Annotated in this window: 23 protein-coding genes, 1 tRNA gene and 1 pseudogene; 9 read left to right on the forward strand and 16 right to left on the reverse strand. The window is 72.3% G+C overall.

Going from position 1 to position 25,811, the window contains the following annotated elements; all coding sequences use genetic code 11:
• Positions 1-25: 25 nt before the first annotated feature.
• The 5 genes and pseudogenes from ACIG0D_RS17775 to ACIG0D_RS17795 form a co-directional block, all read right to left on the reverse strand.
• Positions 26-571 (reverse strand): annotated as a pseudogene (locus ACIG0D_RS17775) (glycosyl transferase); the annotation flags it as partial.
• A 134-nt stretch (positions 572-705) separates the two neighbouring features.
• Positions 706-1,446, reverse strand: a complete 741-nt coding sequence (locus ACIG0D_RS17780) for a response regulator transcription factor (protein ID WP_399801447.1) — start codon at positions 1,444-1,446, stop codon at positions 706-708.
• A 117-nt stretch (positions 1,447-1,563) separates the two neighbouring features.
• Positions 1,564-2,445, reverse strand: a complete 882-nt coding sequence (locus tag ACIG0D_RS17785; protein ID WP_399801450.1) for a DUF2797 domain-containing protein — start codon at positions 2,443-2,445, stop codon at positions 1,564-1,566.
• A 127-nt stretch (positions 2,446-2,572) separates the two neighbouring features.
• Entirely contained in the window at positions 2,573-4,336 is a 1,764-nt protein-coding gene (locus ACIG0D_RS17790) for an SDR family oxidoreductase (protein WP_399801452.1), read from the reverse strand.
• A complete protein-coding gene (locus ACIG0D_RS17795) occupies positions 4,333-5,208 on the reverse strand; it encodes a M24 family metallopeptidase (RefSeq protein ID WP_399801454.1) in 876 nt (291 codons plus the stop codon). Before ACIG0D_RS17795 ends, ACIG0D_RS17790 begins: the two co-directional genes overlap by 4 nt.
• Before the next feature lie 270 nt (positions 5,209-5,478).
• On the opposite strand from ACIG0D_RS17795, the gene ACIG0D_RS17800 reads away from it, so the two are divergent.
• The 6 genes from ACIG0D_RS17800 (at position 5,479) to ACIG0D_RS17825 (ending at position 9,654) form a co-directional block, all read left to right on the forward strand.
• The gene (locus ACIG0D_RS17800; protein WP_399801967.1) at positions 5,479-6,441 is read left to right on the forward strand and encodes an ABC transporter ATP-binding protein; all 963 of its coding nucleotides are present in this window, start codon (positions 5,479-5,481) and stop codon (positions 6,439-6,441) included.
• Positions 6,431-7,339 (forward strand): ABC transporter permease, encoded by a 909-nt coding sequence (locus ACIG0D_RS17805; protein WP_399801457.1) that lies wholly within the window; start codon positions 6,431-6,433, stop codon positions 7,337-7,339. The genes ACIG0D_RS17800 and ACIG0D_RS17805 overlap by 11 nt, the downstream gene beginning before the upstream one ends.
• Entirely contained in the window at positions 7,336-8,247 is a 912-nt protein-coding gene (locus ACIG0D_RS17810; protein ID WP_399801459.1) for an ABC transporter ATP-binding protein, read from the forward strand. Before ACIG0D_RS17805 ends, ACIG0D_RS17810 begins: the two co-directional genes overlap by 4 nt.
• 11 nt (positions 8,248-8,258) lie before the next feature.
• Positions 8,259-8,978 (forward strand): ABC transporter permease subunit, encoded by a 720-nt coding sequence (locus ACIG0D_RS17815; protein WP_365757196.1) that lies wholly within the window; start codon positions 8,259-8,261, stop codon positions 8,976-8,978.
• Between the two features lie 80 nt (positions 8,979-9,058).
• Positions 9,059-9,265 carry a hypothetical protein gene (locus tag ACIG0D_RS17820; RefSeq protein ID WP_399801461.1) on the forward strand — a complete coding sequence of 69 codons (207 nt, stop codon included), beginning with the start codon at positions 9,059-9,061 and terminating at the stop codon, positions 9,263-9,265.
• Positions 9,266-9,569: 304 nt separating this feature from the next.
• Positions 9,570-9,654: transfer RNA gene (locus ACIG0D_RS17825), tRNA-Ser, on the forward strand.
• Positions 9,655-9,718: 64 nt separating this feature from the next.
• Here ACIG0D_RS17825 and ACIG0D_RS17830 read toward each other — a convergent pair.
• The 9 genes from ACIG0D_RS17830 to ACIG0D_RS17870 all read right to left on the reverse strand — a co-directional run bounded on the left by ACIG0D_RS17830 (position 9,719) and on the right by ACIG0D_RS17870 (position 19,813).
• The gene (locus ACIG0D_RS17830; protein WP_399801464.1) at positions 9,719-10,528 is read right to left on the reverse strand and encodes an HAD family hydrolase; all 810 of its coding nucleotides are present in this window, start codon (positions 10,526-10,528) and stop codon (positions 9,719-9,721) included.
• Positions 10,525-11,802: a serine--tRNA ligase gene (serS, locus tag ACIG0D_RS17835; RefSeq protein WP_399801467.1), complete on the reverse strand. Its 1,278-nt coding sequence runs from the start codon at positions 11,800-11,802 to the stop codon at positions 10,525-10,527. The genes ACIG0D_RS17830 and serS overlap by 4 nt, the downstream gene beginning before the upstream one ends.
• Before the next feature lie 540 nt (positions 11,803-12,342).
• Positions 12,343-13,275: a prephenate dehydratase gene (gene pheA / locus ACIG0D_RS17840; protein ID WP_399801470.1), complete on the reverse strand. Its 933-nt coding sequence runs from the start codon at positions 13,273-13,275 to the stop codon at positions 12,343-12,345.
• A gap of 142 nt (positions 13,276-13,417) precedes the next feature.
• Complete coding sequence (gene efeB / locus ACIG0D_RS17845; protein WP_399801472.1) at positions 13,418-14,713, reverse strand: iron uptake transporter deferrochelatase/peroxidase subunit; 1,296 nt, start codon at positions 14,711-14,713, stop codon at positions 13,418-13,420.
• 10 nt (positions 14,714-14,723) lie between these two features.
• Positions 14,724-16,700: a copper resistance CopC/CopD family protein gene (locus ACIG0D_RS17850; RefSeq protein ID WP_399801474.1), complete on the reverse strand. Its 1,977-nt coding sequence runs from the start codon at positions 16,698-16,700 to the stop codon at positions 14,724-14,726.
• Between the two features lie 13 nt (positions 16,701-16,713).
• Entirely contained in the window at positions 16,714-17,235 is a 522-nt protein-coding gene (locus ACIG0D_RS17855; protein WP_399801477.1) for a copper chaperone PCu(A)C, read from the reverse strand.
• On the reverse strand, positions 17,232-17,894 hold the full coding sequence (locus tag ACIG0D_RS17860) for an SCO family protein (RefSeq protein ID WP_399801480.1): 663 nt from the start codon (positions 17,892-17,894) through the stop codon (positions 17,232-17,234). The genes ACIG0D_RS17855 and ACIG0D_RS17860 overlap by 4 nt, the downstream gene beginning before the upstream one ends.
• Positions 17,895-17,977: 83 nt before the next feature.
• A complete protein-coding gene (locus ACIG0D_RS17865) occupies positions 17,978-18,748 on the reverse strand; it encodes a YcnI family protein (RefSeq protein ID WP_399801482.1) in 771 nt (256 codons plus the stop codon).
• Positions 18,749-19,006: 258 nt separating this feature from the next.
• Positions 19,007-19,813: a hypothetical protein gene (locus ACIG0D_RS17870; protein WP_399801484.1), complete on the reverse strand. Its 807-nt coding sequence runs from the start codon at positions 19,811-19,813 to the stop codon at positions 19,007-19,009.
• 219 nt (positions 19,814-20,032) lie between these two features.
• On the opposite strand from ACIG0D_RS17870, the gene ACIG0D_RS17875 reads away from it, so the two are divergent.
• Entirely contained in the window at positions 20,033-20,476 is a 444-nt protein-coding gene (locus tag ACIG0D_RS17875; protein WP_399801487.1) for an ATP-binding protein, read from the forward strand.
• 78 nt (positions 20,477-20,554) lie between these two features.
• Here ACIG0D_RS17875 and ACIG0D_RS17880 read toward each other — a convergent pair whose 3' ends face one another.
• Positions 20,555-22,012 carry an aminopeptidase P family protein gene (locus tag ACIG0D_RS17880; protein WP_399801489.1) on the reverse strand — a complete coding sequence of 486 codons (1,458 nt, stop codon included), beginning with the start codon at positions 22,010-22,012 and terminating at the stop codon, positions 20,555-20,557.
• A gap of 90 nt (positions 22,013-22,102) precedes the next feature.
• The gene (locus ACIG0D_RS17885) at positions 22,103-23,617 is read right to left on the reverse strand and encodes a PP2C family protein-serine/threonine phosphatase (protein ID WP_399801492.1); all 1,515 of its coding nucleotides are present in this window, start codon (positions 23,615-23,617) and stop codon (positions 22,103-22,105) included.
• A 491-nt stretch (positions 23,618-24,108) separates the two neighbouring features.
• On the opposite strand from ACIG0D_RS17885, the gene ACIG0D_RS17890 reads away from it, so the two are divergent.
• Positions 24,109-24,774 carry a bifunctional DNA primase/polymerase gene (locus ACIG0D_RS17890; RefSeq protein WP_399801495.1) on the forward strand — a complete coding sequence of 222 codons (666 nt, stop codon included), beginning with the start codon at positions 24,109-24,111 and terminating at the stop codon, positions 24,772-24,774.
• 217 nt (positions 24,775-24,991) lie between these two features.
• Positions 24,992-25,681, forward strand: coding sequence for a hypothetical protein (locus ACIG0D_RS17895; protein ID WP_399801497.1), 690 nt, complete (start codon positions 24,992-24,994; stop codon positions 25,679-25,681).
• Positions 25,682-25,811 lie beyond the last annotated feature (130 nt).

Here is a 25,811-nt window from a genome sequence, read left to right on the forward strand (position 1 = left end):
CGATTAGGTGGTTGATCGGTCGGCGTCAGCTCTTCGGCTGGGTCAGGTCGTAGAAGGTGGCCGAGCCGGCCGTCACCTTCTCGAAGTTCTCCTCGACCCAGGTGCTGATCTGCGAGGAGGTGCCCTCACCGCCGCCGGGGCCCGTGCCGCCGCCGGTGCCGCTCGCGATGAAGTAGTGGATCCTGCCGTCCTCGACGTACTGCTGGAACTCGGCGAGCGTCGGGGAGGGGTCGGTGCCGTTGAAGCCGCCGATCGCCATCACCGGCTCGCCCGTGGCCAGCTGATAGCTCGCGGCGTTCTGCGAGCCGATGGCCGCGGCGGCCCAGGTAAACGCCGCGGCATCCGCCTCCAGGAGCTGCTCGGCCTCGGTGGAAACGGTGGCGCCGGCGAGGAGGCCGCCCATGCCGCCGCCCATGCCGCCGCCCTCGCCCATCCGCCCGTCGGCGGCCTGACCGCCGGGCGTCTGGTTCTGGCCCAGCCCCTGGCCCTGTTGGCCGTTCTGCCCGTTCTGACCGTTCTGACCGTTCTGACCGGGGGAGCCGCCGCCGACGCCGCCCGTCGGGGGCTGCCCCGTGAGGGTCGTCACCGTGCCGATCACCGCTCAGACGACGGCGATCAGCACCACGGAGGCGACGACGAGCCGGGTCCGCAGGGTGCGCGGCTGCCGCGCCCGGTGCCACCGCGGACGCGTCCGCCGCCGCCCGGTCACGACGCGGCGGGCTTGATCAGGTAACCGGCGCCGCGCCGGGTGTGGATCATCGGCTCCCGGCCGGCGTCGATCTTGCGCCGCAGATAGGAGATGTACAGCTCGACGACGTTCGCCTGCCCGCCGAAGTCGTACGACCACACCCGGTCCAGGATCTGCGCCTTGCTGAGCACGCGCCGCGGGTTGCGCATCAGGAAGCGCAGCAGCTCGAACTCGGTGGCGGTGAGGTGGATGGAGTCGCCGCCGCGGGTGACCTCGTGGCTGTCCTCGTCGAGGGTGAGATCGCCGACGACGAGGCGGGAGTCGGAGCGGCGGTGGGCGGCGCCGGAGCGGCGGATCAGTCCGCGCAGCCGCGCGACGACCTCTTCCAGCGAGAAGGGCTTGGTGACGTAGTCGTCGCCGCCCGCGGTGAGTCCGGCGATACGGTCCTCCACCGCGTCCTTGGCGGTCAGGAAGAGCACCGGGACGTCCGGGAGTTCGCGGCGCAGCCGCCCGAGCACGCTCAGCCCGTCCATGTCCGGCAGCATCATGTCGAGGACGACCGCGTCCGGACGGAACTCGCGCGCGGCCCGCACGGCCTCATGGCCGTCGCCCGCGGTCCGGATCTGCCATCCCTCGTAGCGCAGGGCCATGGACAGCAGCTCGGTGAGCGACAGCTCGTCGTCCACCACGAGCACCCGGACGGGGCTCCCGTCCGGCCTCAGCAGTTCGGTGCGCCCCTGGGGCGAGATCGTGGTCATGCCGGACACCTTGTCGGGACGCTCTGAGAGCGCCCTTTCGGCAACCTGTGATTTGCCTGAGAAACAGGCGGGCCACCGCGCGGGCCCTCGCTCGCCGACGGGGAAGGCGGGCGTCCCTCAGAAGAGCCCGCCCTGCTCGTGATCCGCCGCCTTGCGCAGCTCCCGCACCGGCACCGACAACTCGTCGCCACCGGCGGGCACCAGCTCCCATCCCCTCATCAAGCGAGTGTCGAGGACGACGACCCCGCCGCCACCACCCGTCGCCACATGCAGGTCGGGCCCGGCGGCGGCGACCAGCTCCCCGCTCACCGCGCCGCCGGGCACCAGCTCGGTGACCTCCGCGACGGCGGGCGGCGCGGTGGCGAGCCCGAACGCGGCCACGTGGTCCACGGGCCGGAACGGCTGGGCGGCCAGGGACTCGGGCCAGCCGTCGAGGGCGACCGCGCGGGCGTGCAGCTCGGCCGGCTCCGCCGCCCGCTCGGCCTCCGTGGGCGGCAACGCGGCCCGTACGGCGCGCTTCTCGGCGTACGGAATCCGGTCCGGCACCCCCAGCGCGGCCCGCAGCAGTTCCTCGGCCCGCCGCGCCGCCATCAACGGCCCCACCCCGAGCCAGCTGAAACAGACCGCCCCCTGCTCCAGCAGCCGCGCGGACCCCCGCTCGACGGCGGTGATCCCGACCTTGCTCAGCCCGGGCCCGAACCAGGCGAGATAGACCCGATAGGGCCGCGGATCGTCCGCGACCGTGTCGGCGGCCACGGAGTGCGCCCGCTCCAGCCGCGCACACTCCTCACACCGCGCCCCGACACCGCGCGCCGCCACCCCGGCCCCCACCGGACACGCGTTCCCCCGGGCCCCCACACACCGCCGCTCACTCCCCTCCGCCACCCGAAAGGCCACCCTCTTCCCCCAGCTCAGCGCACTGCGCGCCCCACCCTCCCACCGCAGAACCGGCCCTCCGCCGTCCCACCGCAGCCCCGAGCACTTCCAGATCCGAGTCATCGCTTTCGAGCGTAGGGGGAGGCACCGACAGTGCCGTCGGGGAACCTGTGCGGGGGGGGCGAGGCGAAGCCGGCGGCCCCCTCACCGCACCCACCCGCACCCGGCGAAGCCGAGGCCGAGCGCGCCCTCACACAGGCGGCCGCAGCCGGGCCAACCCCCGCAACACCCGCGGAGCGACCCGCGCCAGCACCCGCGCCCCCCGTGCCTCCGGCGTCACCGCCACCACCGCCTCGTTGCGCACCACGGCCCGCAGCACCGCGTCGGCGACCTTCTCGGGCGGATAGTTCCGCCACCCGTACAGCTTCGCCACCCGCTTCTGCAGCCGCAGCTCCTCCTCCGCGCCCACCCCCGCGAACCGCGCCGTCGCGGTGATGTTCGTGTTCACCAGCCCGGGACAGATCGCGCTGACCCCGATCCCCTCCCCGGCCAGCTCCGCCCGCAGGCACTCGCTCAGCATCAGCACGCCCGCCTTGGACGTGCTGTACGCCGCCAGCACCCGGGACGGCTGGTACGCCGCCGCGGACGCGACGTTGACGATGTGTCCGCCCTGCCCCCGCTCGGCCATCCGCTTCCCGAACAGCCGGCAGCCGTGGATGACGCCCCACAGGTTCACGTCGAGGACCTTCTTCCAGTCCTCCGTCGTGGTGTCGAAGAACGACCCGGACATCCCGATCCCCGCGTTGTTGACGAGCACGTCCACCACGCCGTGCTCCGCGGTGACCCGCTCCGCGAGCTTCTCCATCTGCTGCTCGTCGGAGACGTCCACCGTCTCCGCCCACGCCTCGGGCGCCCCCAGCAGCCGCGCCATCTCGGCCGTTCGGCCCGCCGCCTCCGCGTCCCGGTCGACGGCGATCACCCGTGCCCCGGCCTCGGCGAAGGCGTACGCCGAGGCCCGTCCGATCCCGCTGCCCGCGCCGGTGACCAGCACGAGCTGCCCGCCGAACCGCTCGGCGTACGGCCCGTTCCCGGCGGCCGGGGCGCTGCGCCCGTCCTCGATTCCCATGACGAACTCCCCGATCCACGCGGCGAGCTGATCGGGCCGCGTCCGCGGCACCCAGTGCCGGGCGGGCAGCGTCCGCCGGGTCAGCTGCGGAGCCCACCGCTCCAGCTCGTCGTAGAGCCTGTCGGACAGGAACACGTCCCCGAGGGGCGTGATGAGCTGCACGGGCGCGTGCGCGTACGCGTCCGCGCGGGGCCGGCGCAGCCGCGCGCGGACGTTGTCCCGGTAGAGCCAGGCGCCGTGCGCGGCGTCACGGGGCAGCGAGCCGGTGGGGTAGTCGTCACCGCGCGGTGTCCTCTCGACGCGCTCCAGGATCCGCGGCCACGCTTTCCCGAGGGGGCCGCGCCAGGCGCGTTCGGGCAGGACGGGCGTATGCAGCAGGTAGACGTACCAGGACTTGGCGCCCTGCCCGAGGAGCTGCCCGACCCGGCGCGGAGTGGGGCGCTTGAGCCGCTTGTCGATCCAGTGCCCGAAGTGGTCCAGGGACGGCCCGGAGATCGAGGTGAAGGAGGCGATCCGGCCCTCGGTGCGCTTCACCGTGACGAACTCCCAGGACTGCACCGAGCCCCAGTCGTGCCCGACCAGGTGCACCGGCCGGCCGGGGCTGACCGCGTCGACGACGGCGAGGAAGTCGTCGGTCAGCTTCTCCAGCGTGAACCCGCCCCGCAGCGGCTGCGGAGCCGTGGACCGACCGTGGCCGCGTACGTCGTACAGCACGACGTGGAAGCGGTCGGCGAGCCGTGCCGCCACCTCCGACCAGACCTCCTTGCTGTCCGGATAGCCGTGCACCAGCACGACCGTCGGCCGGCCGGGGTCGCCCAGTTCGGCCACGCACAGCTCCACGCCCCCGGTCCGCACCCAGCGCTCCCGCGCGCCCCTGAGCACCGTCACTTCTCCTCCGTCCAGCGCCGCGTGTGCGGCAGATCGTCGTCGAGCCAGAAGGCGCTCTCCTCGGGATCCCGGGAGTCGGTGACGACCAGGATCTCCTCGAACTTCGCGCCGGTGCCCCGGAAGCCGAGGTGCGGTTCGACCGCCCACAGGCCGGGCCGCGGCGGGTGGTCGGAGAAGCGGTACGGCGACCACAGCGGCGACCAGCCCTCCCGGTGCCCGTGCAGCGCGTCGGCCGCCAGGCCCTTCAGGGACTGCGTCCCGAACCCGAACAACCGGGGCGAGAAGCGCCGTTCGCGCACCCGGTCGACCTTGTGCGCGATCACCCCGAAGGGATACGCGCGGTGCCGGTTGGCGTAGCCCTGGCGGACCATGAGGCGGTCGACGTCCTCGTAGATCTCCCGCAGCGAGCGCCGTTCGCGCACCTCGCGCAGGATCAGCTCGCGGTGCGCCTCCAGGTCGGCCATCAGCTTGTTCTGCACGGGGTTGAGGCCGAGGGAGCCGGAGTAGCCGATGTCGGCCGTGTACCCGCCGTACACGGGGGCCATGTCGAGGATGAACGGCATCCCGGGCTCCAGCCGCCGGCCGGTGGGGAAGAACTGGAGCGGGACGCGGAAGTTCACGAACGCGGTGCGGTCGCCGAACCAGGCGAACGGCAGGTGGAACCAGTCCCGCACGCCGCGCTCGCGCAGCCACTCCCGCTGCATCCGCGCCGCCTCGCGCTCGGTCACGCCCGGCTCGAGCCGGGCGGCCACGGCCTCCGCGCACTCGTACGCCAGCCGCTGGACCCGCCGGAATCCGCTCAGTTCCGCGGAGAGCCCGCCTGTCACCGCCGTCGCCGCCGTGGTCGTCGTGGTCGTCGCCGCTGTCGTCATGCCCGGCCCCTTCGCCTGCGCCGCACGCCTCCCGGCTGCGCTACGCGTCCGTAACTTGACGGGAGTGAATCTCGCAGCTTGTTAGAGTCCGCGTCAATAGGCGTGATCCAGGTCGTCGGAGGGCGGGCGCAACGCCCTGGTCGTCGGGCGTTCCGTAGCTCTCAGGCACGGCATCCCCTACGGGCCCGTACGACTGGAGTCTGAGGCGAGGACAGCTCTGCGGGTTGACGACCGGGCGTGGTCGGCGTCACTACGGTCGTGGACGTGACTGTGATCGCGACCGAAAGCCTGAGCAAGCGGTTCCCCCGGGTGACCGCGCTTGACCGGCTCTCCGTGGACGTCGGGCCCGGTGTCACCGGACTCGTCGGAGCCAACGGGGCCGGCAAGTCCACACTGATCAAGATCCTGCTGGGCCTGTCCCCGGCCACCGAGGGCCGCGCCGAGGTGCTCGGACTCGACGTCGCCACCGAGGGCGCCGCCATCCGCGAGCGCGTCGGGTACATGCCGGAGCACGACTGCCTGCCGCCCGACGTCTCCGCCACCGAGTTCGTCGTGCACATGGCCCGCATGTCCGGCCTCCCGCCCGCCGCCGCCCGCGAACGCACCGCGGACACCCTCCGGCACGTCGGGTTGTACGAGGAGCGGTACCGCCCGATCGGCGGCTACTCCACGGGCATGAAGCAGCGCGTCAAACTCGCCCAGGCCCTCGTCCACGACCCCCAGCTGGTCTTCCTCGACGAGCCCACCAACGGCCTGGACCCGGTCGGCCGGGACGACATGCTCGCCCTGATCCGCCGTATCCACACCGACTTCGGCATCTCGGTCCTGGTCACCTCCCACCTGCTCGGCGAGCTGGAACGCACCTGCGACCACGTGGTCGTCATCGACGGCGGCAAGCTGCTGCGCTCCAGCTCCACCACCGACTTCACCCAGACCACGACCACCCTCGCGGTCGAGGTCACCGACAGCGACGAACACCCCGACGGCACCCGCGCGCTGCGCGACGCGCTCGCCGCGCGCGGCGTCACCGTCGAGCACGGCGGCAGCCTCCCCGGCGCGGGCCACGTCCTGCTCCTCACCGCCCAGGGCGAGGAGACGTACGACCTGGTCCGGGACACCGTCACCGACCTCGGTCTCGGCCTGGTCCGCATGGAGCAGCGCCGCCATCACATCTCGGAGGTCTTCCAGGAGACCGGCGACCAGCGGAAGGAGGCCGTGGGCCATGGCAGTTGAGCAGCCCGTCACCGCCCCCGCGGGCGACCAGACCCGTATCCACAACATCGGCTACCGCAGCTACGACGGCCCCCGCCTGGGCCGCGCCTACGCCCGCCGCTCCCTGTACTCGCAGTCCCTGCGCGGCGCGTACGGCCTCGGCCGCTCGGCCAAGTCCAAGGTGCTGCCGATGCTGCTGTTCGTGGTGATGTGCCTGCCGGCGGGCATCCTGGTCGCCGTGGCCGTCGCCACCAAGGCGGACGAACTCCCGGTCGACTACACCCGCTACGCGATCCTCCTCCAGGCCGTGATCAGCCTGTACGTCGCCGCCCAGGCCCCGCAGTCGGTCTCCCTGGACCTGCGCTTCAAGACGGTCCCGCTGTACTTCTCCCGGCCCATGGAGACCGCCGACTACGTCCGCGCCAAGTACGCGGCGCTGGCCTCGGCGCTGTTCCTGCTGACCGCCGCCCCGCTGCTCGTGCTCTACATCGGCGCGCTGCTCGCCAAACTCGACTTCGCCGACCAGACCAAGGAATTCGCCCAGGGACTCGTCTCCGTGGCCCTGCTCTCGCTGCTCTTCGCCGGGATCGGCCTGGTCATCGCCGCGGTCACCCCGCGCCGGGGCTTCGGCGTCGCGGCCGTGATCGCCGTGCTGACCATCTCCTACGGCGCGGTGTCCACCCTCCAGGCCATCGCCTTCGAACAGGAGACGACCGACGCCATCGGCTGGATCGGCCTCTTCTCCCCGATCACCCTCATCGAGGGAGTCCAGTCCGCGTTCCTCGGCGCCCGGTCGACGTTCCCCGGGAACGTCGACCCCACCGACGCCCAGGGAGCCGTCTACGTCCTCGTCACCCTCGGCCTCATCGCCGGCTGCTACGGCCTGCTGATGCGCCGCTACCGGAAGGTCGGCCTGTGACCACGCTCAGCATCGACCACGTCTCCCGCTGGTTCGGCAACGTGGTCGCCGTCAACGACATCACCATGACGATCGGCCCCGGCGTCACCGGCCTGCTCGGCCCCAACGGCGCCGGGAAGTCCACCCTGATCAACCTCATGGGCGGCTTCCTCGCCCCCTCCACCGGCACCGTCACCCTCGACGGCCAGCCCGTGTGGCGCAACGAGAAGATCTACCGCCACATCGGCGTCGTCCCCGAGCGGGAGGCGATGTACGACTTCCTCACCGGCCGCGAGTTCGTCCTCGCCAACGCCGAACTGCACGGCCTGGGCGCCAAGGCGGCCCAGAAGGCGCTCGCCACGGTGGAGATGGAGTACGCGCAGGACCGGAAGATCGCCACCTACTCCAAGGGCATGCGGCAGCGCGTGAAGATGGCGAGCGCCCTCGTCCACGATCCGTCGCTGCTGCTGCTCGACGAACCCTTCAACGGCATGGACCCCCGCCAGCGCATGCAGCTGATGGACCTGCTGCGGCGGATGGGCGACGAGGGCCGCACGGTGCTGTTCTCCTCCCACATCCTCGAAGAGGTCGAGCAACTGGCCTGGCACATCGAGGTGGTGGTCGCGGGACGGCACGCGGCGAGCGGCGACTTCCGCCGGATCCGCCGGCTGATGACCGACCGCCCGCACCGCTACCTGGTCCGCTCCAGCGACGACCGGCGCCTCGCCGCCGCGCTGATCGCCGACCCGTCGACCGCCGGCATCGAGGTGGACCTCGCCGAGGGCGCGCTGCGGATCCAGGCCGTCGACTTCGGCCGCTTCACCACCCTGCTGCCCCGGGTGGCCCGGGACCACGGCATCCGCCTGCTGACGGTCTCGCCGTCCGACGAGTCCCTCGAGTCCGTCTTCTCGTATCTGGTCGCGGCGTAGGAGGCCGAAAGATGTACGACCCCACCGTCGCCCGGCTCACCTACCGGGCCCTGCTCGGCCGGCGCCGGGCCCTCATCCTCGGCGCGCTGCCGCTGCTGCTGATCGTGATCGCCGTCGTGGTGCGCCTGCTGTCCGGCGCCGACGACCAGACGGCCGTGAACGTCCTCGGCGGCTTCGCGCTCGCCACCATGGTGCCGATCATCGGCGTCATCGCCGGCACCGGCGCGATCGGCCCGGAGATCGACGACGGCTCCGTGGTGTATCTGCTGTCGAAGCCGCTGAAGCGGCCCACGATCATCTACACCAAGCTGATCGTCGCCATCGCCGTGACCATGGTCTTCTCGGCGGTCCCGACGCTCGTCGCGGGGCTGATCCTCAACGGCAACGGCCAGCAGATCGCCGTCGCCTACACGGTCGCCGCGCTGGTCGCCTCGATCGCCTACGCGGCACTCTTCCTGCTGCTGGGCACCGTCTCCCGGCACGCCGTGGTCTTCGGCCTGGTCTACGCGCTGGTCTGGGAGGCCCTGATCGGCTCCCTGGTGCCGGGCGCCCGCACGCTGAGCGTCCAGCAGTGGTCGCTGGCCGTGGCCCAGAAGGTCGCCGGCGGCGAGCTGATCACCTCCGACGTGGGACTGACCACGGCGACGGTGCTGCTGGCCGCGGTGACCGTCCTCGCCACCTGGTACGCGGGCCAGAAGCTGCGCTCGCTGACACTGGCGGGCGAGGAGTAGCCGCTCCGCTCACTGACCGGGACTTGATGCCGGCCCGGGCACACTGTCCGCACGCGGACACTCTCACGGGGAGGACGCCGATGGCAGACGACGACGGGGACGACGACCTCGTCCTCGACGAGGAGTTCATCCGCTCCGCGGAGACGTCCGAACCCTCCGCCCGGGCCCGGATGCTCGCCGCGCGCTGGAGGCGCGAAGCCCCGGAGCCCCAGCCCTGGCGCTCCGACGAGCCTCCCGCGGGGTGGTTCTTCAGCAAGGCCCGTCGCCGCAAGCGGCGCCGCCGCTGAGCCCGGACCGATCCGTCCGGGCAGGCCCACCCGGACGGACACACCAAGGAATCGAACGTACAGGCGCATTTAATCGGTGGCGCCGGACTCCCCGCACCGGCACAGTGGTGGTCGTCCCACCACGAGCCGGGAGAGGAGTTCGGCGATGTCCATGCACGGCAGTACGCCGGGCTCCCGACAGGGCAGCCTGCCCACGGACTCCGGAGCAGCCGTTACCGCTCCGTAGAGCCCGCGGCGCACGGGGAGCTGCCCGGGGCGGCCGCTTCGAGCACGCGAGCGCCGAGCCCGCGTGGGCCGCCCACCCGGAGGATTGGCCGAGAGGTAAGGCACCGGCTTGCTAAGCCGCGGTCGGGGGTCACCCCGCGCACGTTCGATCCGTGCATCCTCCGCAGAAGCAGAGACAGCAGCACAAGCAACAGCGGGACGACGCCGAGGCGGCAGCCCACCCGGCCGCTACGGCAGCAACCGCTCCAGCACCACCGCGATGCCGTCCTCCTCGTTCGAGGACGTCACCTCGTCGGCGACCGCCTTCAGCTCCTCGTGGGCGTTGAGCATGGCCACCCCGCGGGCCGCCCAGCCGAACATCGGGATGTCGTTGGGCATGTCGCCGAAGGCGATCGTGTCGGCCGCCTTCAGGCCGAGCCGGCGCGCCGCCAGGGACAGGCCCGTGGCCTTGGACAGGCCGAGCGGCAGCAGTTCCACGATCCCCTCGCCCGCCACCACGACGGTCACGAAACCACCGGCCGCGCGGGTGGCGACCCGGGCCAGCTCGTCGTCACCGAGGTCGGGGTGCTGGATGTAGAGCTTGTTCAGCGGGGCGGTCCACAGATCCGCCGCGTCCGTGAAGGGGGTCGCGGGCAGGGTGCCCTGCACCTCGTAGCCCGGGCCCACCAGGACGTCGCCGTCCAGGCCGTCCCGGCTCGCCGCGAGATACAGCGGGCCGACCTCCGCCTCGATCTTGGCCAGCGCCACCCCGGCCAGCTGCCGGTCCAGCGTCACCGAGGTCAGCAGCCGGTGCTCCCCGGCGTGGTAGACCTGCGCGCCCTGGCCGCACACGGCGAGGCCGTCGTAGCCCAGGTCGTCGAGGATGTGCCGGGTCCACGGGACCGCGCGCCCGGTGACGACGATGTGCGCGGCGCCCGCCGCGGTGGCCGCGGCGAGCGCGTCACGGGTGCGCCGGGAGACCGACTCGTCGGAGCGCAGCAGCGTCCCGTCGAGGTCGGTGGCGATCAGCCGGTACGGGAACCCGGGGGCCGTACTCACTTGGCGACCGGCTCCAGGACCTCACGGCCGCCCAGGTAGGGGCGCAGCACCTCGGGCACGCGCACCGAGCCGTCGGCCTGCTGGTGGTTCTCCAGGATCGCCACGATGGTGCGCGGTACGGCGCACAGGGTGCCGTTGAGCGTGGCCAGCGGGCGGACCTGCTTGCCCTCGCGGACGCGGATCGACAGGCGGCGGGACTGGAACTCGGTGCAGTCCGAGGTCGAGGTCAGCTCGCGGTACTTGCCCTGGGTCGGGATCCACGCCTCGCAGTCGAACTTGCGGGCGGCCGAGGAGCCGAGGTCGCCGGTCGCGACGTCGATCACCCGGAACGGCAGCTCGAGCGAGGTCAGCCACTGCTTCTCCCACTCCAGCAGCCGCTGGTGCTCCGCCTGGGAGTCCTCGGGAGCCACGTACGAGAACATCTCGACCTTGTCGAACTGGTGCACGCGGAAAATGCCGCGGGTGTCCTTGCCGTGCGAGCCGGCCTCGCGGCGGAAGCAGGGCGAGAAGCCCGCGTAGCGCAGCGGCAGGCGGTCGGCGTCGATGATCTCGTCCATGTGGTACGCGGCGAGCGCCACCTCGGAGGTGCCGACCAGGTACAGGTCGTCGTTCGGGAGGTGGTACACGTCCTGCGCGGCCTGGCCGAGGAAGCCGGTGCCGGCCATCGACTGCGGGCGCACCAGCGCGGGCGTCAGCATGGGCGTGAAGCCCGCCGCCGTGGCCTGCGCCATCGCGGCGTTGACCAGCGCCAGCTCCAGCAGGGCGCCGACGCCGGTGAGGAAGTAGAAGCGGGAGCCGGACACCTTCGCGCCGCGCTCCACGTCGATGGCGCCGAGCCGCTGGCCCAGCTCCAGGTGGTCCTTGGGCTCGAAGCCCTCGGCGGCGAAGTCGCGGATCGTGCCGTGCGTCTCCAGCGTGACGAAGTCCTCCTCACCGCCGACGGGCACGTCGGGGTGGACGAGGTTGCCGAGCTTGAGCAGCAGCTCCTGGGTCTCGGCGTCGGCCGCGTCGCGCTCGGCGTCGGCGGCCTTGACGTCGACCTTCAGCTGTTCGGCACGCTTGAGCAGCTCGGCCTTCTCGTCACCGGAGGCCTTGGGGATCAGCTTGCCGAGCGACTTCTGCTCGGAGCGCAGCTCGTCGAAGCGGACGCCGGACGACCTGCGCCGCTCGTCGGCAGACAGGAGAGCGTCGACGAGCGCGACGTCCTCTCCACGGGCACGCTGAGAGGCGCGCACACGGTCGGGGTCCTCACGGAGCAGGCGAAGGTCAATCACGCGCTCCAGGCTACCGGTGCGGGGTGACGGCTCACGAACCACTGTTCCGCGTCGCGGCTTACGTTCCGTTATGCGTTAATTGCCCGGTGTGGTGGGTGACGTCAATAAAAGGATCTCACTCGCCGGAACGGGGCATGCCGCATGAGCCCGCGTTGACCCGATTTCCTTGCGGGGAACGGGACTTGAGGCCGCTTCGTCCACAGGAATCCACAACCCAGAGAAGTTATCCACAGGCTGTGCGAAAGATCTGTGGACGCCGGAATCGATCATTCCGAATCGGGCGATCGGGGCGATGAATTCCTGATCCAAACCGACTCCCACCCCACTTTCGAGTGGAAATGGGTCGCCCCAAAGGATTGATCGAAGGAAACAGGTGGACGAAGGGTGACCTGTGCGCCTGTGGACGGCCTTGCCGTCTCTAGGGCGATTTGTCGACCTGACAGCGCTTCCGTGTCGACTTGTCCCCAGGTCGAGAAGCGGACCTGTGGATAACTTCTGTGAATAACGAAAATCAGCAGGTAGGACTGGCCGGAGACGGCACTAGAAGCGGCCGTCCTGGCAGCGCGCCACCCAGTCCGCCGCCGCCGTGAACTCCTCGTCCGAGGTGCCCTGCCGCGGCGGCTGCACCTCACCCGGCCGGGCGTCGGCCCGCGGGTACGAGCCGAGGAAGCGCACCTGGAGGCAGATCCGCTTCAGCCCCATCAGCGCCTCGGCGACCCGGCGGTCCGAGATGTGCCCCTCGGCGTCGATGCAGAAGCAGTAGTTGCCGATGCCCGCGCCCGTCGGACGGGACTGGAGCAGCATCAGGTTGATGCCCCGGGAGGCGAACTCGCCCAGCAGATCGCGCAGCGCGCCCGGATGGTCGTCGCGCTGCCACAGCACCACGGAGGTCTTGTCCGCGCCGGTCGGCGCCGCGGGCCGGGCCGGGCGGCCCACCAGCACGAAACGCGTCTGCGCGTTCTCCGCGTCGTGGATCCCGGTCTCCAGCGGCTCCAGCCCGTACCGGGCCGCCGCGAACTCACCCGCGAAGGCGGCGTCGTAGCGTCCCTCCTGCACCAGCCGGGCGGCGTCCGCGTTCGAGGCGGCCGACTCCCAGGTGGCGTCCGGCAGGTTCCGCTTCAGCCAGTTGCGCACCTGCGGCTGGGCCGCCGGGTGGGCGGAGACCGTCTTGATGTCCGACAGCTTCGTACCCGGCCGGACCAGCAGCGCGAAGGTGATCGACAGCAGCACCTCGCGGTAGATCATCAGCGGGTCGCCCGCGACCAGTTCGTCGAGGGTGGTGGTGATACCGCCCTCGACGGAGTTCTCGATCGGCACGAACGCCGCCTCGGCCTCGCCGCCCCGCACCGCGTCCAGCGCCGACTGCACGGACACGTAGGGGATCAGCTCCCGCGTCGCCGCCTCCGGCAGCGTGCGCAGGGCGACTTCGGTGAAGGTGCCTTCGGGGCCGAGATACGCATAGCTGGCTGGCATGACCTCACCCTAATGGGCCCGTCGAACGGCGGGCTCGTACGTCTCACCAAAGCCCCACCGGCGAGTGACACCGGCCAGGGCCGACCCCTGGGGAGAACGAGCAGCGACACCCGCCGGCGCCGCCTCCTGGAGGCACCCCCGCTCAGCCCTCCAGCAGCCGCTGCCCCACGTACTCGCCCTCCGCCGCCCCACCCGGCACCGCGAACAGCCCGCTGGCCTCGTGCCGGATGAACCGCGACAGCGCGTCCCCCCGGTCCAGCTTGCGCTGCACCGGCACGAAGCCACGCAGCGGATCCGCCTGCCAGCAGATGAACAGCAGCCCCGCGTCGGGCACCCCGTCGGCGTCGATGCCGTCGTGGAAGGAGAAGGGCCGCCGCAGCATCGCCGCGCCGCCGTTCTGGTCGGGCCGGGTGATCCGGGCGTGCGCGTCGACCGGCACGACGAGATGGCCCTCGGCGTCGGTCTTCTCCAGGTCCATCTCGGTGGTCTCGTCGCCCCCGGACAGCGGCGCCCCGTCGGACTTGCGGCGCCCGATGACGTCCTCCTGGGCCTTGACCGACAGCTTCTCCCAGTCGTCGAGGAGCATCCGGATCCGGCGTACGACGGCGTAGGAGCCGTTGGCCATCCAGTCCGGCTCCCCGCCCTCGGGGACGAAGATCCGCTGGTCGAAGTCGGGCTCGTCCGGCTTCGGATTGCGGGTGCCGTCGACCTGGCCCATCAGGTTGCGGGCGGTCATGGGGTGGGCGGTGGCGCCCGGCGAGCGATTGAAGCCGTTCATCTGCCAGCGCACCCGGGCGGCCTCGCCCGCGTCCTTCTGGATCGCGCGCAGGGCGTGGAAGGCGACCAGGGCGTCGTTGGCGCCGATCTGCACCCACAGATCGCCGTTGCTGCGCGCCTTGTCCAGCCGGTCGGACGAGAAGTCGGGCAGCGGGTCGAGGGCGACGGGGCGCTGCTTCTCCAGGCCCGTACGACCGAAGAAGCTGTACCCGAAGCCGAAGGTGACCGTGAGGGAGGACGGTCCGGCGTCCCGGGCGATGCCGGTGTCGTCCGGGCCGGCCGGTTCACCCGCCATCAGCCGCCGCGCCGTATCCGACCAGCGGCGCAGCAGTGCGGCGGCCTCCTTGCGGCCCGCGCCGGGGGCGAGGTCGAAGGCGATCAGATGCCCGCGGGACTGCATCGGGGTGGTGATGCCGGGCTGATGTTTCCCGTGAAACATCACCTGCTCGGCGCCCAGCGAGGTGAGCGGGGTCGCCGCGGAGGGTGCCGCGGCGTAGCCCACCGCACCGCCCGCGGCGCCGAGCACCAGCCCGGTCGCCCCGGCGGTGCCGAGCAGCCGGCGGCGGGAGATGCCCTCCCCTGGGCGCGACGGGGCCCCTGCGGGGGTCGCGCCGGGCCTTCGGGTCTGGGGAAGGGACGGGTCAGCCGTGTGGTCAGCCATGGTGTGCGGTTCAGCCGATCTGCGCGTTCTTGTCGACGGTCACCTGGTCGATGTCGGAGGTCCGCACGGTCACGGCGATCTTCCATTCGCCCGCCATGGGGATCTGCACTCCGCTCGCCGACCAGTGTCCGGTGGTGATGTGGTCGGGGACGACGGGCAGCGGCCCGATGTCCTGGGACTCCAGGGTGAAGGCGACCTTCACCTCGGGGACGTCGAAGACCCTGCCGTTGGGCCGCGTCACATAGACGTGCATGTCGTTGGCGCCGGTCCGCGCGGGGTCGAGGTCGATCCGGACGACGCCCTTGCCGTCCTCGCCGCCGGTGTCGAACGGCATGTCCAGCGTGACGGTCCCGGACGCGGAGGCCGACGACGAGGCCGCCGTGGCCGCCTTGGCCTCCTCCTCGGTACGGCCCGGCTCGGTCGACGTCAGCATGGTCGTGACCGCCAGCAGGACGACCGCGACACCCGCCTCGGCGAGCACCGAGCGGCGCAGGCCGGACCGGTTCGGGTCGGCGTCCCGCAGCCGCTTCTCCCGCGCGGCGTCGACGGCGGCCCGCTGCCGGGCGAGCTGGGCGGCCCGCTCCGGGTCGGCCTCGGCCGTGTCCGTGCCGCCACCGCCGGTCCGCGCGGCCACCCGCTCCTCGTTCACCGCGACGCCCGGGTCCGTAACGGCGGTCGTGTCCGCCGTCGTGTCGGTCAGCCGCCCGGTCCACCGCCGCGAGATCCACGCGACCCCGACCAGCAGGACCACGAGCGCGACCTTGACGCACAGCAGCTGCCCGTAGCGGGTGCCGGTGAGCGCCGACCAGGAGCCGACCTGGCGCCAGGACTGGTAGAGCCCGGTCGCGACCAGGGCCAGCACGCTGCCGAACGCCACCCGGGAGAACCGCCGTACGGCCGCGGCGTCCAGCGGTGTCCCGGCGGGGGCCCGGTACAGCGCGACGAGCAGCGTCACCAGCCCGCCGAGCCAGGCCGCGACCGCCAGCAGATGCACGACGTCGACGGGCATGGCGATCCCCGGCTGGAGCCCGGTGGAGGCGTGCTCGGCCATGGCCCAGCTCGCGGCGAGCCCGGCGGCCACGACGACCCCGCCGACGGCGAGCCCGAAGGCCAGGTCCCGGCTCTCCTTCTCGCCCTCACCGGCACCCTCACCGTCACGGGCGCCCTCACCGTCACCGTCACCCTCGCCCTGAAGGTCGCCCTCGACCCTCTTGGCGTACGCCCCGAAGAGCACCGCGATGAACAGCGCCGCCGCGGCGAGCAGCAGCAGCCGCGACACCAGGGCCGCGCCGGTCTTGGTCTGCAGCACCTGTCCGAGCAGCTCCAGGTCGAACACGTCCCCGAACTTCCCGGACGTCGTGTACGACCCGCGCAGGAGCAGCAGCCCGAGCGTCGCCGCGGTGAGCGTCACCCAGCCGGAGACCACCAGCCGCTGCACGGCCCGTACGCCCGTGCCACGCGGCCAGCACGCGAGCGCGAACGCGGCACCACCGGCGAGCACGATGAACCCGGCGTACGACGCGTAGCGCCCGAGACCGTAGAGGGAACCGACGAGACCGCCGCCCGCGGTCTGCTCGGACACGGTGACGGTGGTCGCGGAGGGCGCGCCGATGGAGAAGGTGAACGCCCCCGCGACGGGATGGCTGTCCGCCGACACCACCTGGTACGACACGGTGTACGTGCCGTCGGGCAGGCCCGGCCGCAGCTTCACGCTGTACGTCGCGCCCACTCCGCGCGCCTCGCCGGTGTCCGCCCGCTCGCCCTTGGGGCCGAGCACCCGCAGCGCGTCGTCGGAGAGCGAGACCGTCTCGGAGAAGGTCAGCGAGATCTGCTCGGGCGCCTGGTCGACCACCGCGCCCTGCCGCGGGTCGCTGCCGGTGAGCGCGGCGTGCGCGGAGGCCGGCGCTCCCGCGGCGAGCAGCGCCGCGGCGACGGCCAGAAGCAGCAGCACCAGGCTCCGGACACGCGGGGCGATGGTCTGCGTCACGGTGTTCCCTCCCTCAGTGTCCGGACGTGGGGCGGTACGTCGCCGGCTTCACCGGCAGTTCCACCGTGACCGGATCGGCCCCGGCGAAGTGCAGTGCGACCTCGACCGTCTCACCCTGCTTCGGCTTGCGCGTCAGCTTCTCGAACATCAGGTGGTTCCCACCGCTCTCCAGCACCAGTTCGCCGTGGGCGGGCACCTCGGCGTCGGTCATCTCCCGCATCGACGAGCCGACGGTCTCGTGCAGGGTGACCTCGCCGAGGTCGCTGGTGACCGAGGTCAGCTCGGCCGCGGTGTCGCCGTCATTGGTGATGGTCAGGAACCCGGCCGCCATGGAGTCGGAGACCGGCTGGGGCATGTAGGCGCCGCTGACGGAGAGATCCGGGCCGCCCCCGTCCCCGGAGCCGGAGCCGCAGCCGGTGAGGGCGAGCGCCCCGGCCGCGAGGAGGGCGGCGACCGCCGCCGGCCGTCCGGCGGGAGCCGCGAGCCGCCGGGCGGGAGTGGCGAGCCGCCGGGCGGGATTGGCGAGCCGCCTCACGGCTTCTCCCCCTTGACCAGCTTGGGCAGGTCCTTGATGTAGTCGTCGACGGTGGCGTCCTCGCCGTAGAGGACATAGCCCGCGTCGGTCTTCGGGGAGAAGGCGATGACCTGGGTGCCGTGCATGGAGACGACCTTGCCCTTCTCCTTCTTCGGCGGCTCGATGGAGATGCCGAGGGTCCGGGCGCCGGCCTGGACGGTGGCGAAGTCGCCGGTCAGGCCGACGACCTGCGGGTCGATGCCCTTGAGCCACTTGCCGAGCGCTTCCGGGGTGTCCCGCTCGGGGTCGGTGGTGACGAAGACGACGCGCAGCTCGTCCTGCTGCGCCTTCGGCAGCCGCTTCTTGGCGACGGCGATGTTGTTCATCGTCAGCGGGCACACGTCGGGGCAGTTGGTGTAGCCGAAGTAGATCAGCGTCGGCTTGCCCGCGGTCTCCTCGCGGAGGTCGTACTTCTCGCCGTGGGTGTCCGTCAGCACCAGGTCCGGCTTCTCGAACGGCTGGTCGAGGACAGTGGCGGCCTTGTCGGAGCCGGGCTCCTCGGAGACCACGGAGACCGGCGAGCCGGAGGCGTCGTCCTCGCCGCCGCAGGCGGACAGGGTCAGGGTGGCGGCGGCGGCCAGGGCGACCGCCGCGAGCGTCTTCTTGCGCGCAGAGAGCATGGAGAGATGTCCCAGATGTGAGTTGCCCGGTGGGCGCCGGGGCCGGCCGCGGCCCGGCGCCCACGGGGAGAGCGGAATGAGCCTCAGGCGTCGGTACGCCGGCGGCCGGCCAGGACGCCGTACGCCACCCCGGCCGCGCCGACGACGATGCCGACGACGCCGAGGACGCGGGCGGTGGTGTCGGTGCCGTCCCCGGAGTCACCGGAGTCCTCGGAGCCGGTGGACTGCGCGGCCGCCTGGGCGTCGTCGGACGCCTCCTCGGCCTTTTCCTCGCCGGAGCCGGAGGACGCCCCGGCCGCACCGTGGCTGTGGCCGTCCTCGCCGTCCGACAGGGTCAGCACGGGCGCCGGGCTCTCCGGCTCCTCCTGACCCTCCTGCGGCACCTCGATCCAGCGCACGACCTCCTTGTTGGAGTACGTCTGGATCGCCTTGAAGACCAGCTCGTCGGCGTCCTCGGGCAGCTGCCCGATGGAGACGGGGAACTTCTGCAGGAAGCCGGGCTCGATGCCGTCGTCCTTCGCCGTCCAGGTGATCTTGGAGACGGCCTCGGTGATCTTCTCGCCGTGCGACTCGATCGGCTTGTCCAGCTTGGACTTGGTGACCTTGACGTCCCAGCCGTCGACCGGCACCGGCAGCGCCGAGGTCAGCGGGTGGTCGCTCGGGAAGCTGATCTCCAGCTTGGTGGTCGAGGCGTTGTCCCGCTCGTTCGGGACGCGGAAGTCCACGATCGCGTAGCCGCCCTTGGCGGCCGTCCCCTCCGGCTGCACGGTGACGTGCGCGAAGGCGGGCACGGACAGGGCGAGGACGGCCGAGGCGGCGAGGGCGCCGGCGGCGGCGATACGGGAAGCCTTCATGGCGATGAGCACTCCACTTCGAGTGAAAGACCGGTGATGGACCGCTGACGGTCCACTGCTGAGAAGAGGTACGTACGCGCGCGGAGCGGCACCCACGGCCGAGGACGACCGGCACCGCCGAAGACGGCCGGCACCGCCGGACGACGGCTCGTACCGTCGCCGAAACGGCCGCGCCGTGGAAGACGGCTGCGCACGCGCGCGTGCCGCGCGACGGCGGCCTCTCTCCACACGGTCCGTCCGGGCGGATCGAGGGTCGCGTCAGGCGGCGAGAACGAACCCCTCAACCGGCGGGCCGCGCCGGATCACCGTGTGCTGGAGTGCGAGCGTGCGGGGCCCGGGCACTTCCGGCCCCGCGGCGCACGGGACGCGCGGACCGGCGTGCGGAGCGACCGGGAGCCCGGCGTACAGAGCGCGCGCCAGCGCGAGCGCCCCGCGCAGAAAACCTGTGAGCGCCCCCTCGGCGACGGCCTCCGCCGACAGCCTGAGGATGCGCAGCAGCGCCAGATCCCCGCGCCGCAGCAGCCACCCGGCGGCGAGACCCGCCAGCAGATGGCAGAGCAGCATCGGCAGGGACGGCAGCAGCGACGCCCAGGACCCCGGCACGGTGGACAGGGCGTCCCCCGGCTGGTGCGCGAGATGCGTGCCCGGTTCGATGCGGGCGTCCGCGAGGATGCGCCGGGCCTGGGCAGGGCTGAGGGCCGCGGCGGTGGTGCCGCACACCAGCCGCGCGGCCTGCTGGACCAGCGAGGCGTCGGCCGCCGTCGCGGCGTTCGCGGTGCTCGCCGTGGAGTGCTGCCCCAGCCCGAACAGCATGTGCAGGAGCGTCTGCCCGCCCGTGAGCAGGGCCGCGATCCCCGGCAGCGAGCGCTCGCGTCCGGCGAGCGGCGCGACGACGAGGACGGCCCCGAGGAAGCCCACGCCCAGCGTCCACAGCGGCACCGCGGCGCAGGAAGCGAGCGCGTGACCGGCCGCGGCCAGCACGACGCAGACCGCGGCGAAGACCGCGGCCCGCAGAACCCGGAGATCTCCTCCGGAGCGCGCCGAGCGCTGGTGGGGGGCAGACATGGCGGGCTCATCATCCCACTGGCCTTACGGCCGCCCTACGCCAGGTCCGCGAAATCACCGACTGACGCATTCGGCCCCACATACACCGATTGGCGCTCCCAGCACATCCCCCGTATGGGCGGCATCACGTTGACCGAGTGCTTACACGCGGGTGCGCGCGGTAATACGTAACGGTATGTCGAGCCGCGGCCACGCGTACGGCGCCCAGGAGGCTGGAGCATGAGCATCTGGTGGTCACTCCATCTGCGGCGCGATGCCGCGAGCGTGCCGCTCGCCCGGCGTCTGCTGCTCGGCACGATGGAGACGGCGGGCGTCGACCCCGATGTCTCCTACGACCTCTCCGTCGCCCTCACCGAGGCCTGCGCCAACGCCGTCGAGCACGGCGGCGGCCGTTCCTCCGGGGCGTTCCGGGTCACCGCCTATCTCGACGGCGAGAAATGCCGGATCGAGGTCACCGACTCGGGCCCGGGCTTCGCCCACGCCCCCTCCCGTACGGCCCGTGTCGCCGCCGACGACGCCGAGCACGGCCGCGGCCTGTGCCTCATCCGGGAACTCGCCGACCACGTCCACTTCGCCAACAGGCCGGGCCGCGGCGGCGCCGTGGTCAGCTTCGACAAGATCCTCAAGTGGCGCGACAACGCGCCCTTGATGACGGCGTCCTAGGGAGACACCCCCTACCAGGGGGTGTCTCGCCGATCATGCCGGGCACCCGATGGCACCCGGCCCTCGCCCCGTCCGGCCTCAGCCGTTCAGCGAGGCCATCCACTCCTCGACCTCGTCGGACCGCCGCGGCAGCGCGGCGCTCAGGTTCCGGTTGCCGTCCTCGGTGACGAGGATGTCGTCCTCGATCCGCACCCCGATGCCCCGGTACTCCTCCGGCACGGTCAGGTCGTCGGCCTGGAAGTACAGCCCCGGCTCGACGGTCAGGCACATGCCCGGCTCCAGGGTGCCGTCGACGTACGTCTCGGTCCGCGCGGCGGCGCAGTCGTGGACGTCCATGCCGAGCATGTGCCCGGTGCCGTGCAGCGTCCAGCGCCGCTGGAGCCCCAGCTCCAGCACCCGCTCGACCGGCCCCTCGACGAGCCCCCACTCGACCAGCTTCTCGGCCAGCACGCGCTGGGCGGCGTCGTGGAAGTCCCGGTACTTCGCGCCCGGCTTCACCGCCGCGATCCCGGCCTCCTGGGCCTCGTACACGGCGTCGTAGATCTTCTTCTGGATCTCCGTGAAGCGGCCGTTCACCGGCAGCGTGCGCGTGACGTCGGCGGTGTAGTACGTGTGGGTCTCCACACCGGCGTCGAGCAGCAGCAGGTCACCGGAGCGCACGGGCCCGTCGTTGCGCACCCAGTGCAGGGTGCAGGCGTGCGGACCGGCGGCGGCGATGGTGCCGTAGCCGACGTCGTTGCCCTCCACGCGCGCGCGGAGGAAGAACGTGCCCTCGATGTACCGCTCGCTGGTGGCCTGCGCCTTGTCGAGGACCTTCACCACGTCCTCGAAGCCGCGCACGGTCGAGTCGACCGCCTTCTGGAGCTCGCCGATCTCGAAGTCGTCCTTGACCAGGCGCATCTCGGAGAGGAAGACCCGCAGCTCCTCGTCGCGCTCGGCGGTGACCTTGTCGGTCAGCGCGGCCTCGACACCGGCGTCGTAGCCGCGTACGACGCGCACCGGGCCGGTGGCCTCGCGCAGCTTGCCGGTCAGTTCGCGCACGTCGGAGGCGGGGATGCCGTACAGCTTCTCGGCCTCGGTGAGGGAGTGGCGGCGGCCGACCCACAGCTCGCCCTGGCCGTCCAGCCAGAACTCGCCGTTCTCGCGGTTGGAGCGGGGCAGCAGGTAGATCGTGGCCTCGTGGCCGTCGGCGGTCGGCTCCAGGACCAGGACGCCGTCCTCGGTCTGGTTGCCGGTGAGGTAGGCGTACTCGACCGACGCGCGGAAGGGGTACTCCGTGTCGTTCGAGCGGGTCTTCAGGTTGCCGGCGGGGATCACCAGGCGCTCGCCGGGGAAGCGGGCGGACAGCGCGGCGCGGCGGGCGGCGGTGCGGTCGGCCTGGGGGATCGGCTCCAGGTCACGCAGCTCGGTGTCGGCCCAGCCGGACCTCATGTTCTCGGCCAGCTCGTCGGACACGCCCGGGTACAGTCCGTTCTTCCGCTGCTTGATCGGCTCTTCGGTCTCTTCCGGGGTCTCCGGGGTGAGCTCGTCCGCCACGGTCATCCTCCTAGGTACGGCACTGGACCTCCCCCATCGTACGGTCGTACAGGGGGAGGCCCAGGGGGCGAAGGAGCCGTCGGCGCCCGCTCACTCGAAGCGCGCCGCGAGCAGGACGACGTCCTCCTCGTGGTCGGCCTCGTCCAGCCCGTCCGGCAGCATCGTGCGCAGCACGTGATCGACGATCGCCTCGGGGTCGCGCCGCTTGGTGCGGGGCAGGCCGGCGGCGGCCGCGTGCAGCCGGGCGAAGGCGCGGTCGACGGGGTCGCCGGTGCGGTGCAGCAGCCCGTCCGTGTACAGCAGAACCGTCTCTCCCGGTGCGGCGTGCAGCTCCACGCTGGGCGCCTCCCAGCAGGCGAGCATGCCGAGCGGGGCGGAGACGGAGGTCTCCACGAACTCGGTGCGGCGCTCGCCGATCAGCAGCGGCGGGGTGTGCCCGGCCCCGGCCAGCGTGATCTTCCGCAGCGCGGGCTCGCAGAACGCGAACAGCGCGGTCGCCGAGCGGGCCGGTTCGGTCAGCCGGAGCAGCAGCTCCAGGTCGGACAGGACGGCGACCGGGTCCTCGCCCTCCATCACGGCGTACGCCCTCAGCGACGCGCGCAGCCGGCCCATCGCGGCGATCGCGCTCGGCCCCGAACCGGTGACGGACCCGACGGCGAGCCCGAGGGCCGCGTCCGGCAGCGGCAGCGCGTCGTACCAGTCGCCGCCTCCGCGCGGACCGCTGCGGTGCCGCGCGGCGAGCTGCACCCCGGAGACCCGGGGCAGCCGCGAGGGGAGCAGTTCCTCGGCGATCGTCGTCATGGACGCGCGCGTGCGCTCGACCTCGATCAGCCGGGCGAGGTGCTCGGTGGCGTAGCGGACGTACAGACCGACGAGGTGGCGCCGGCGCTCCAGGGGCTCGGCGGGCTCGTCGTACAGCCAGACGGCGGCGCCGAGGCGGCCGGTGGTCTCGGTGGACAGGGGGACGGCGTAGCTGGCGGCGTAGCCGAGGCGGGCGGCCACCTCGCGGTGGCGGGGATCGAGCCCCTCCTCGGCGAACAGGTCGGGGTGGACGCTCTCCGTGACGCCGCCGGGCCGGCCGGGGGGCACGTCCAGCAGGTCGGCGTACGGCAGGGCACCGTGCGGGACGGTCTCCAGATGGCCGAGATCCGACGCGCCGAGGCCCAGGCCGACGGTGCTGCGGGGGTCATGGCCGTCGGCGGGTTCCAGGACGACGAGTCCGCGCCGGGCGCCCACGAGGACGGCTCCCGCACGCAGCACTTCCTGGAGCGCGTCCGCGAGGGAGCCGGTGCGGGCCAGGCGTTCGGTGAGTTCGTGGAGGGTGGTGAGATCCGAGACCCAGCCGGCGAGCCGGTCCTGGAGGAGGGCTCCCGGTCCGGTGGCGGCGGCGGGGACGCCCGTGGCCAGCGACGCGGACGCGACAGTGTGTGCGGGGGCGGGAACCGTTGAATCGATTCCGGCCACTTTCGGAGGGTGCGGGGCGTTCATGGCGTCCGGCTTTCCGACCGGTGCGTATTGCTCAAAAGCATCGCAAACCCCCATGTCAATCTGCGCCGCTGGCAATGTCTCCACATGTACACGCAGTCGCGAGGAGATGTCCAGCATTGTCCTGGTGGGATTCCTGGTGTCTGTGGGATTTGTGGGATCTGGAGCCAGATCCCTTGCGGAAAGGCAAAGTTGGCTTAAAACTGCCCCGTGTAAGCGCATATTGCGGTCGACTGGGCTTGCTCGACGGAGCGTCACAGCGGTCGTGATGGGTACGTACTCGGTGAAGGCCAGGGGTGGTTGGGAACCGCCCGGAACCTGGCGACGGACCCGGGCGTCCTATCCACCGACGACCGTGCCCCATCCTCCCGTGGCGGCGGCGGAGAGAAATACGCGAGACGGCGAAACGCCACACTTCGCCACCCCACGCCACGCCCATGCTTGTGAAAGACGCACCGGGCGGAGGCAGCCAACGCTCGGCCCTGAGGGGTTCCCCGCGCTTCGACGCAGGGGTGTGATGCGCCAGCAGGTACGCACAGTGAAGTGATCGACACATGATGTGATGTGGACCACGGTGTTGCCAGGCGTGCAACGGAAAGGAACGAGCGCTCATGCGCGAGATCCTCGGAAGGCGACGCAGGCTCCTGTCCAGGCGGAACGACGGGAGCCGTGAGGTGATCGACGCGGCCCTGACCTTCGCGACGGAATGGCAGTGGCCCGTACTCCCGGGCGTGGCGGCCGACCCGCAGGGGCGCGACCGCTGCGGTTGCCCGGACCCGGAGTGCTCGGTGCCCGGCGCCCACCCCTTCGACCCCGGCCTGCTCGCGGCCACCACCGACGCGCGCATGGTGCGCTGGTGGTGGAGCAACCGGCCGACGGCCCCGATCATCCTGGCCACCGGGGGCAAGGCCCCGTGCGCGGTGAGCCTGCCGGCGCCCGCCGCCGCCCGCGCCCTGGCCGCACTCGACCGGCAGGGCATGCGCCTCGGCCCCGTCGTCGCCTCGCAGACCCGCTGGGCCGTGCTCGTCCGCCCGTACTCCATGGAGCAGCTGGGCGAACTGCTGTACGCCAAGGACTTCGTCCCCGGCTCGCTGCGCTTCCACGGCGAGGGCGGCTATCTCGCGCTGCCCCCCTCCGAGACCGGCCAGGGGCGCATCCGCTGGGAACGCGCCCCGCTGCCCGGCTCGGCCGCGCCCTGGGTGCCGGACGTGGAGGCCGTCGTGGACGCCGTCGTCGACGCCCTCACTCGTACGGGTGTGAGCGCGCCCGAGTTCTAGGGTGTCGGGCGCGCGCGGAACCGGGCGCGCGGCCGGCGTCGTTATCGTCCCGACCATGCTGCGTCACTCTGCGGGCCACGGGTCCGGACCCCGAACGCCCGGACGCGACGGGTCCCGAACGCCCGGACGCCATGGATCGCGGAATTCCGGGCGTCGTGGGCCGCGGTTTCCCGGACGCCATGGATCGCGGTTTCCCGGGCGCCGCAGGTCCCGTGCGATGCGCCGCGGCGGGCCGCGGGCCCGCCGGATCCGGCTGCTCGCGCTGGCGGGTGCGGTGGTGTGCGCCCTTGGGGTGCCGCTGGCGGTCGCGTCCGCTGGGTCGGTGGGTTCCCGGGAGGCGGCGAGGGCCGGGGGCTCCTCGGTGATCGGTTCGCCTGATGACGCCGGGGACCGGGAGCGTGCCGCCGGCCGGGAGGGCACCGGTGATCGCGAGGGTGCCGGCGCGGAGGAATCCGCCGGCCGGGGCGACGAGAGCACCGGGGACGACGAGGCGCCCCCCGTCGGAGGTGATGCGGTGCTCGACGACCTGCGCTCCCCCTCCCCGCTCGGGCTCGGTCCGGCCACCGCCGCCCGCTGCGGCCCCGAACTCACCGCGCCCGAGGGCGTCGAGGCGCAGACCTGTGTGCTGACGCGGGACGAGGAGACCTGGGCGCGCACCTACTACCGCAATGCCACCGGCCACGCCCTGGACGCCGTACTGACCCTGATGGGCCCCGCCGACCGAACCGTGCAGATCCGCTGTGCGGTGGATGCCGGGGACGAGCCGGCGAGCTGTGAGACGCCGCGTGAGGCCGCGCGGGGCGAGGCGGCGCAGTACACGGCGGTCGCGGAGTTCGCGGAGCGGGGTGGCCGGGGGCCGCTGCTGCTGCGGGTCGGCAGCAACTCGGCACCGGTCACGGGCAGTTGACGTACGGCGGCGCGCCGTACCCGCGGATCGCGGATGAAAAGACCCGGTTGCTGGCGACGGGGGATGCACCAGCAACCGGGCTACTGGAACGGTAACAAGAGATCGGCAGTTCGCAAATTCGATCTCGCGT

Source organism: Streptomyces sp. NPDC052773 (genome assembly GCF_044547145.1).
Classification (GTDB): Bacteria; Actinomycetota; Actinomycetes; order Streptomycetales; family Streptomycetaceae; genus Streptomyces.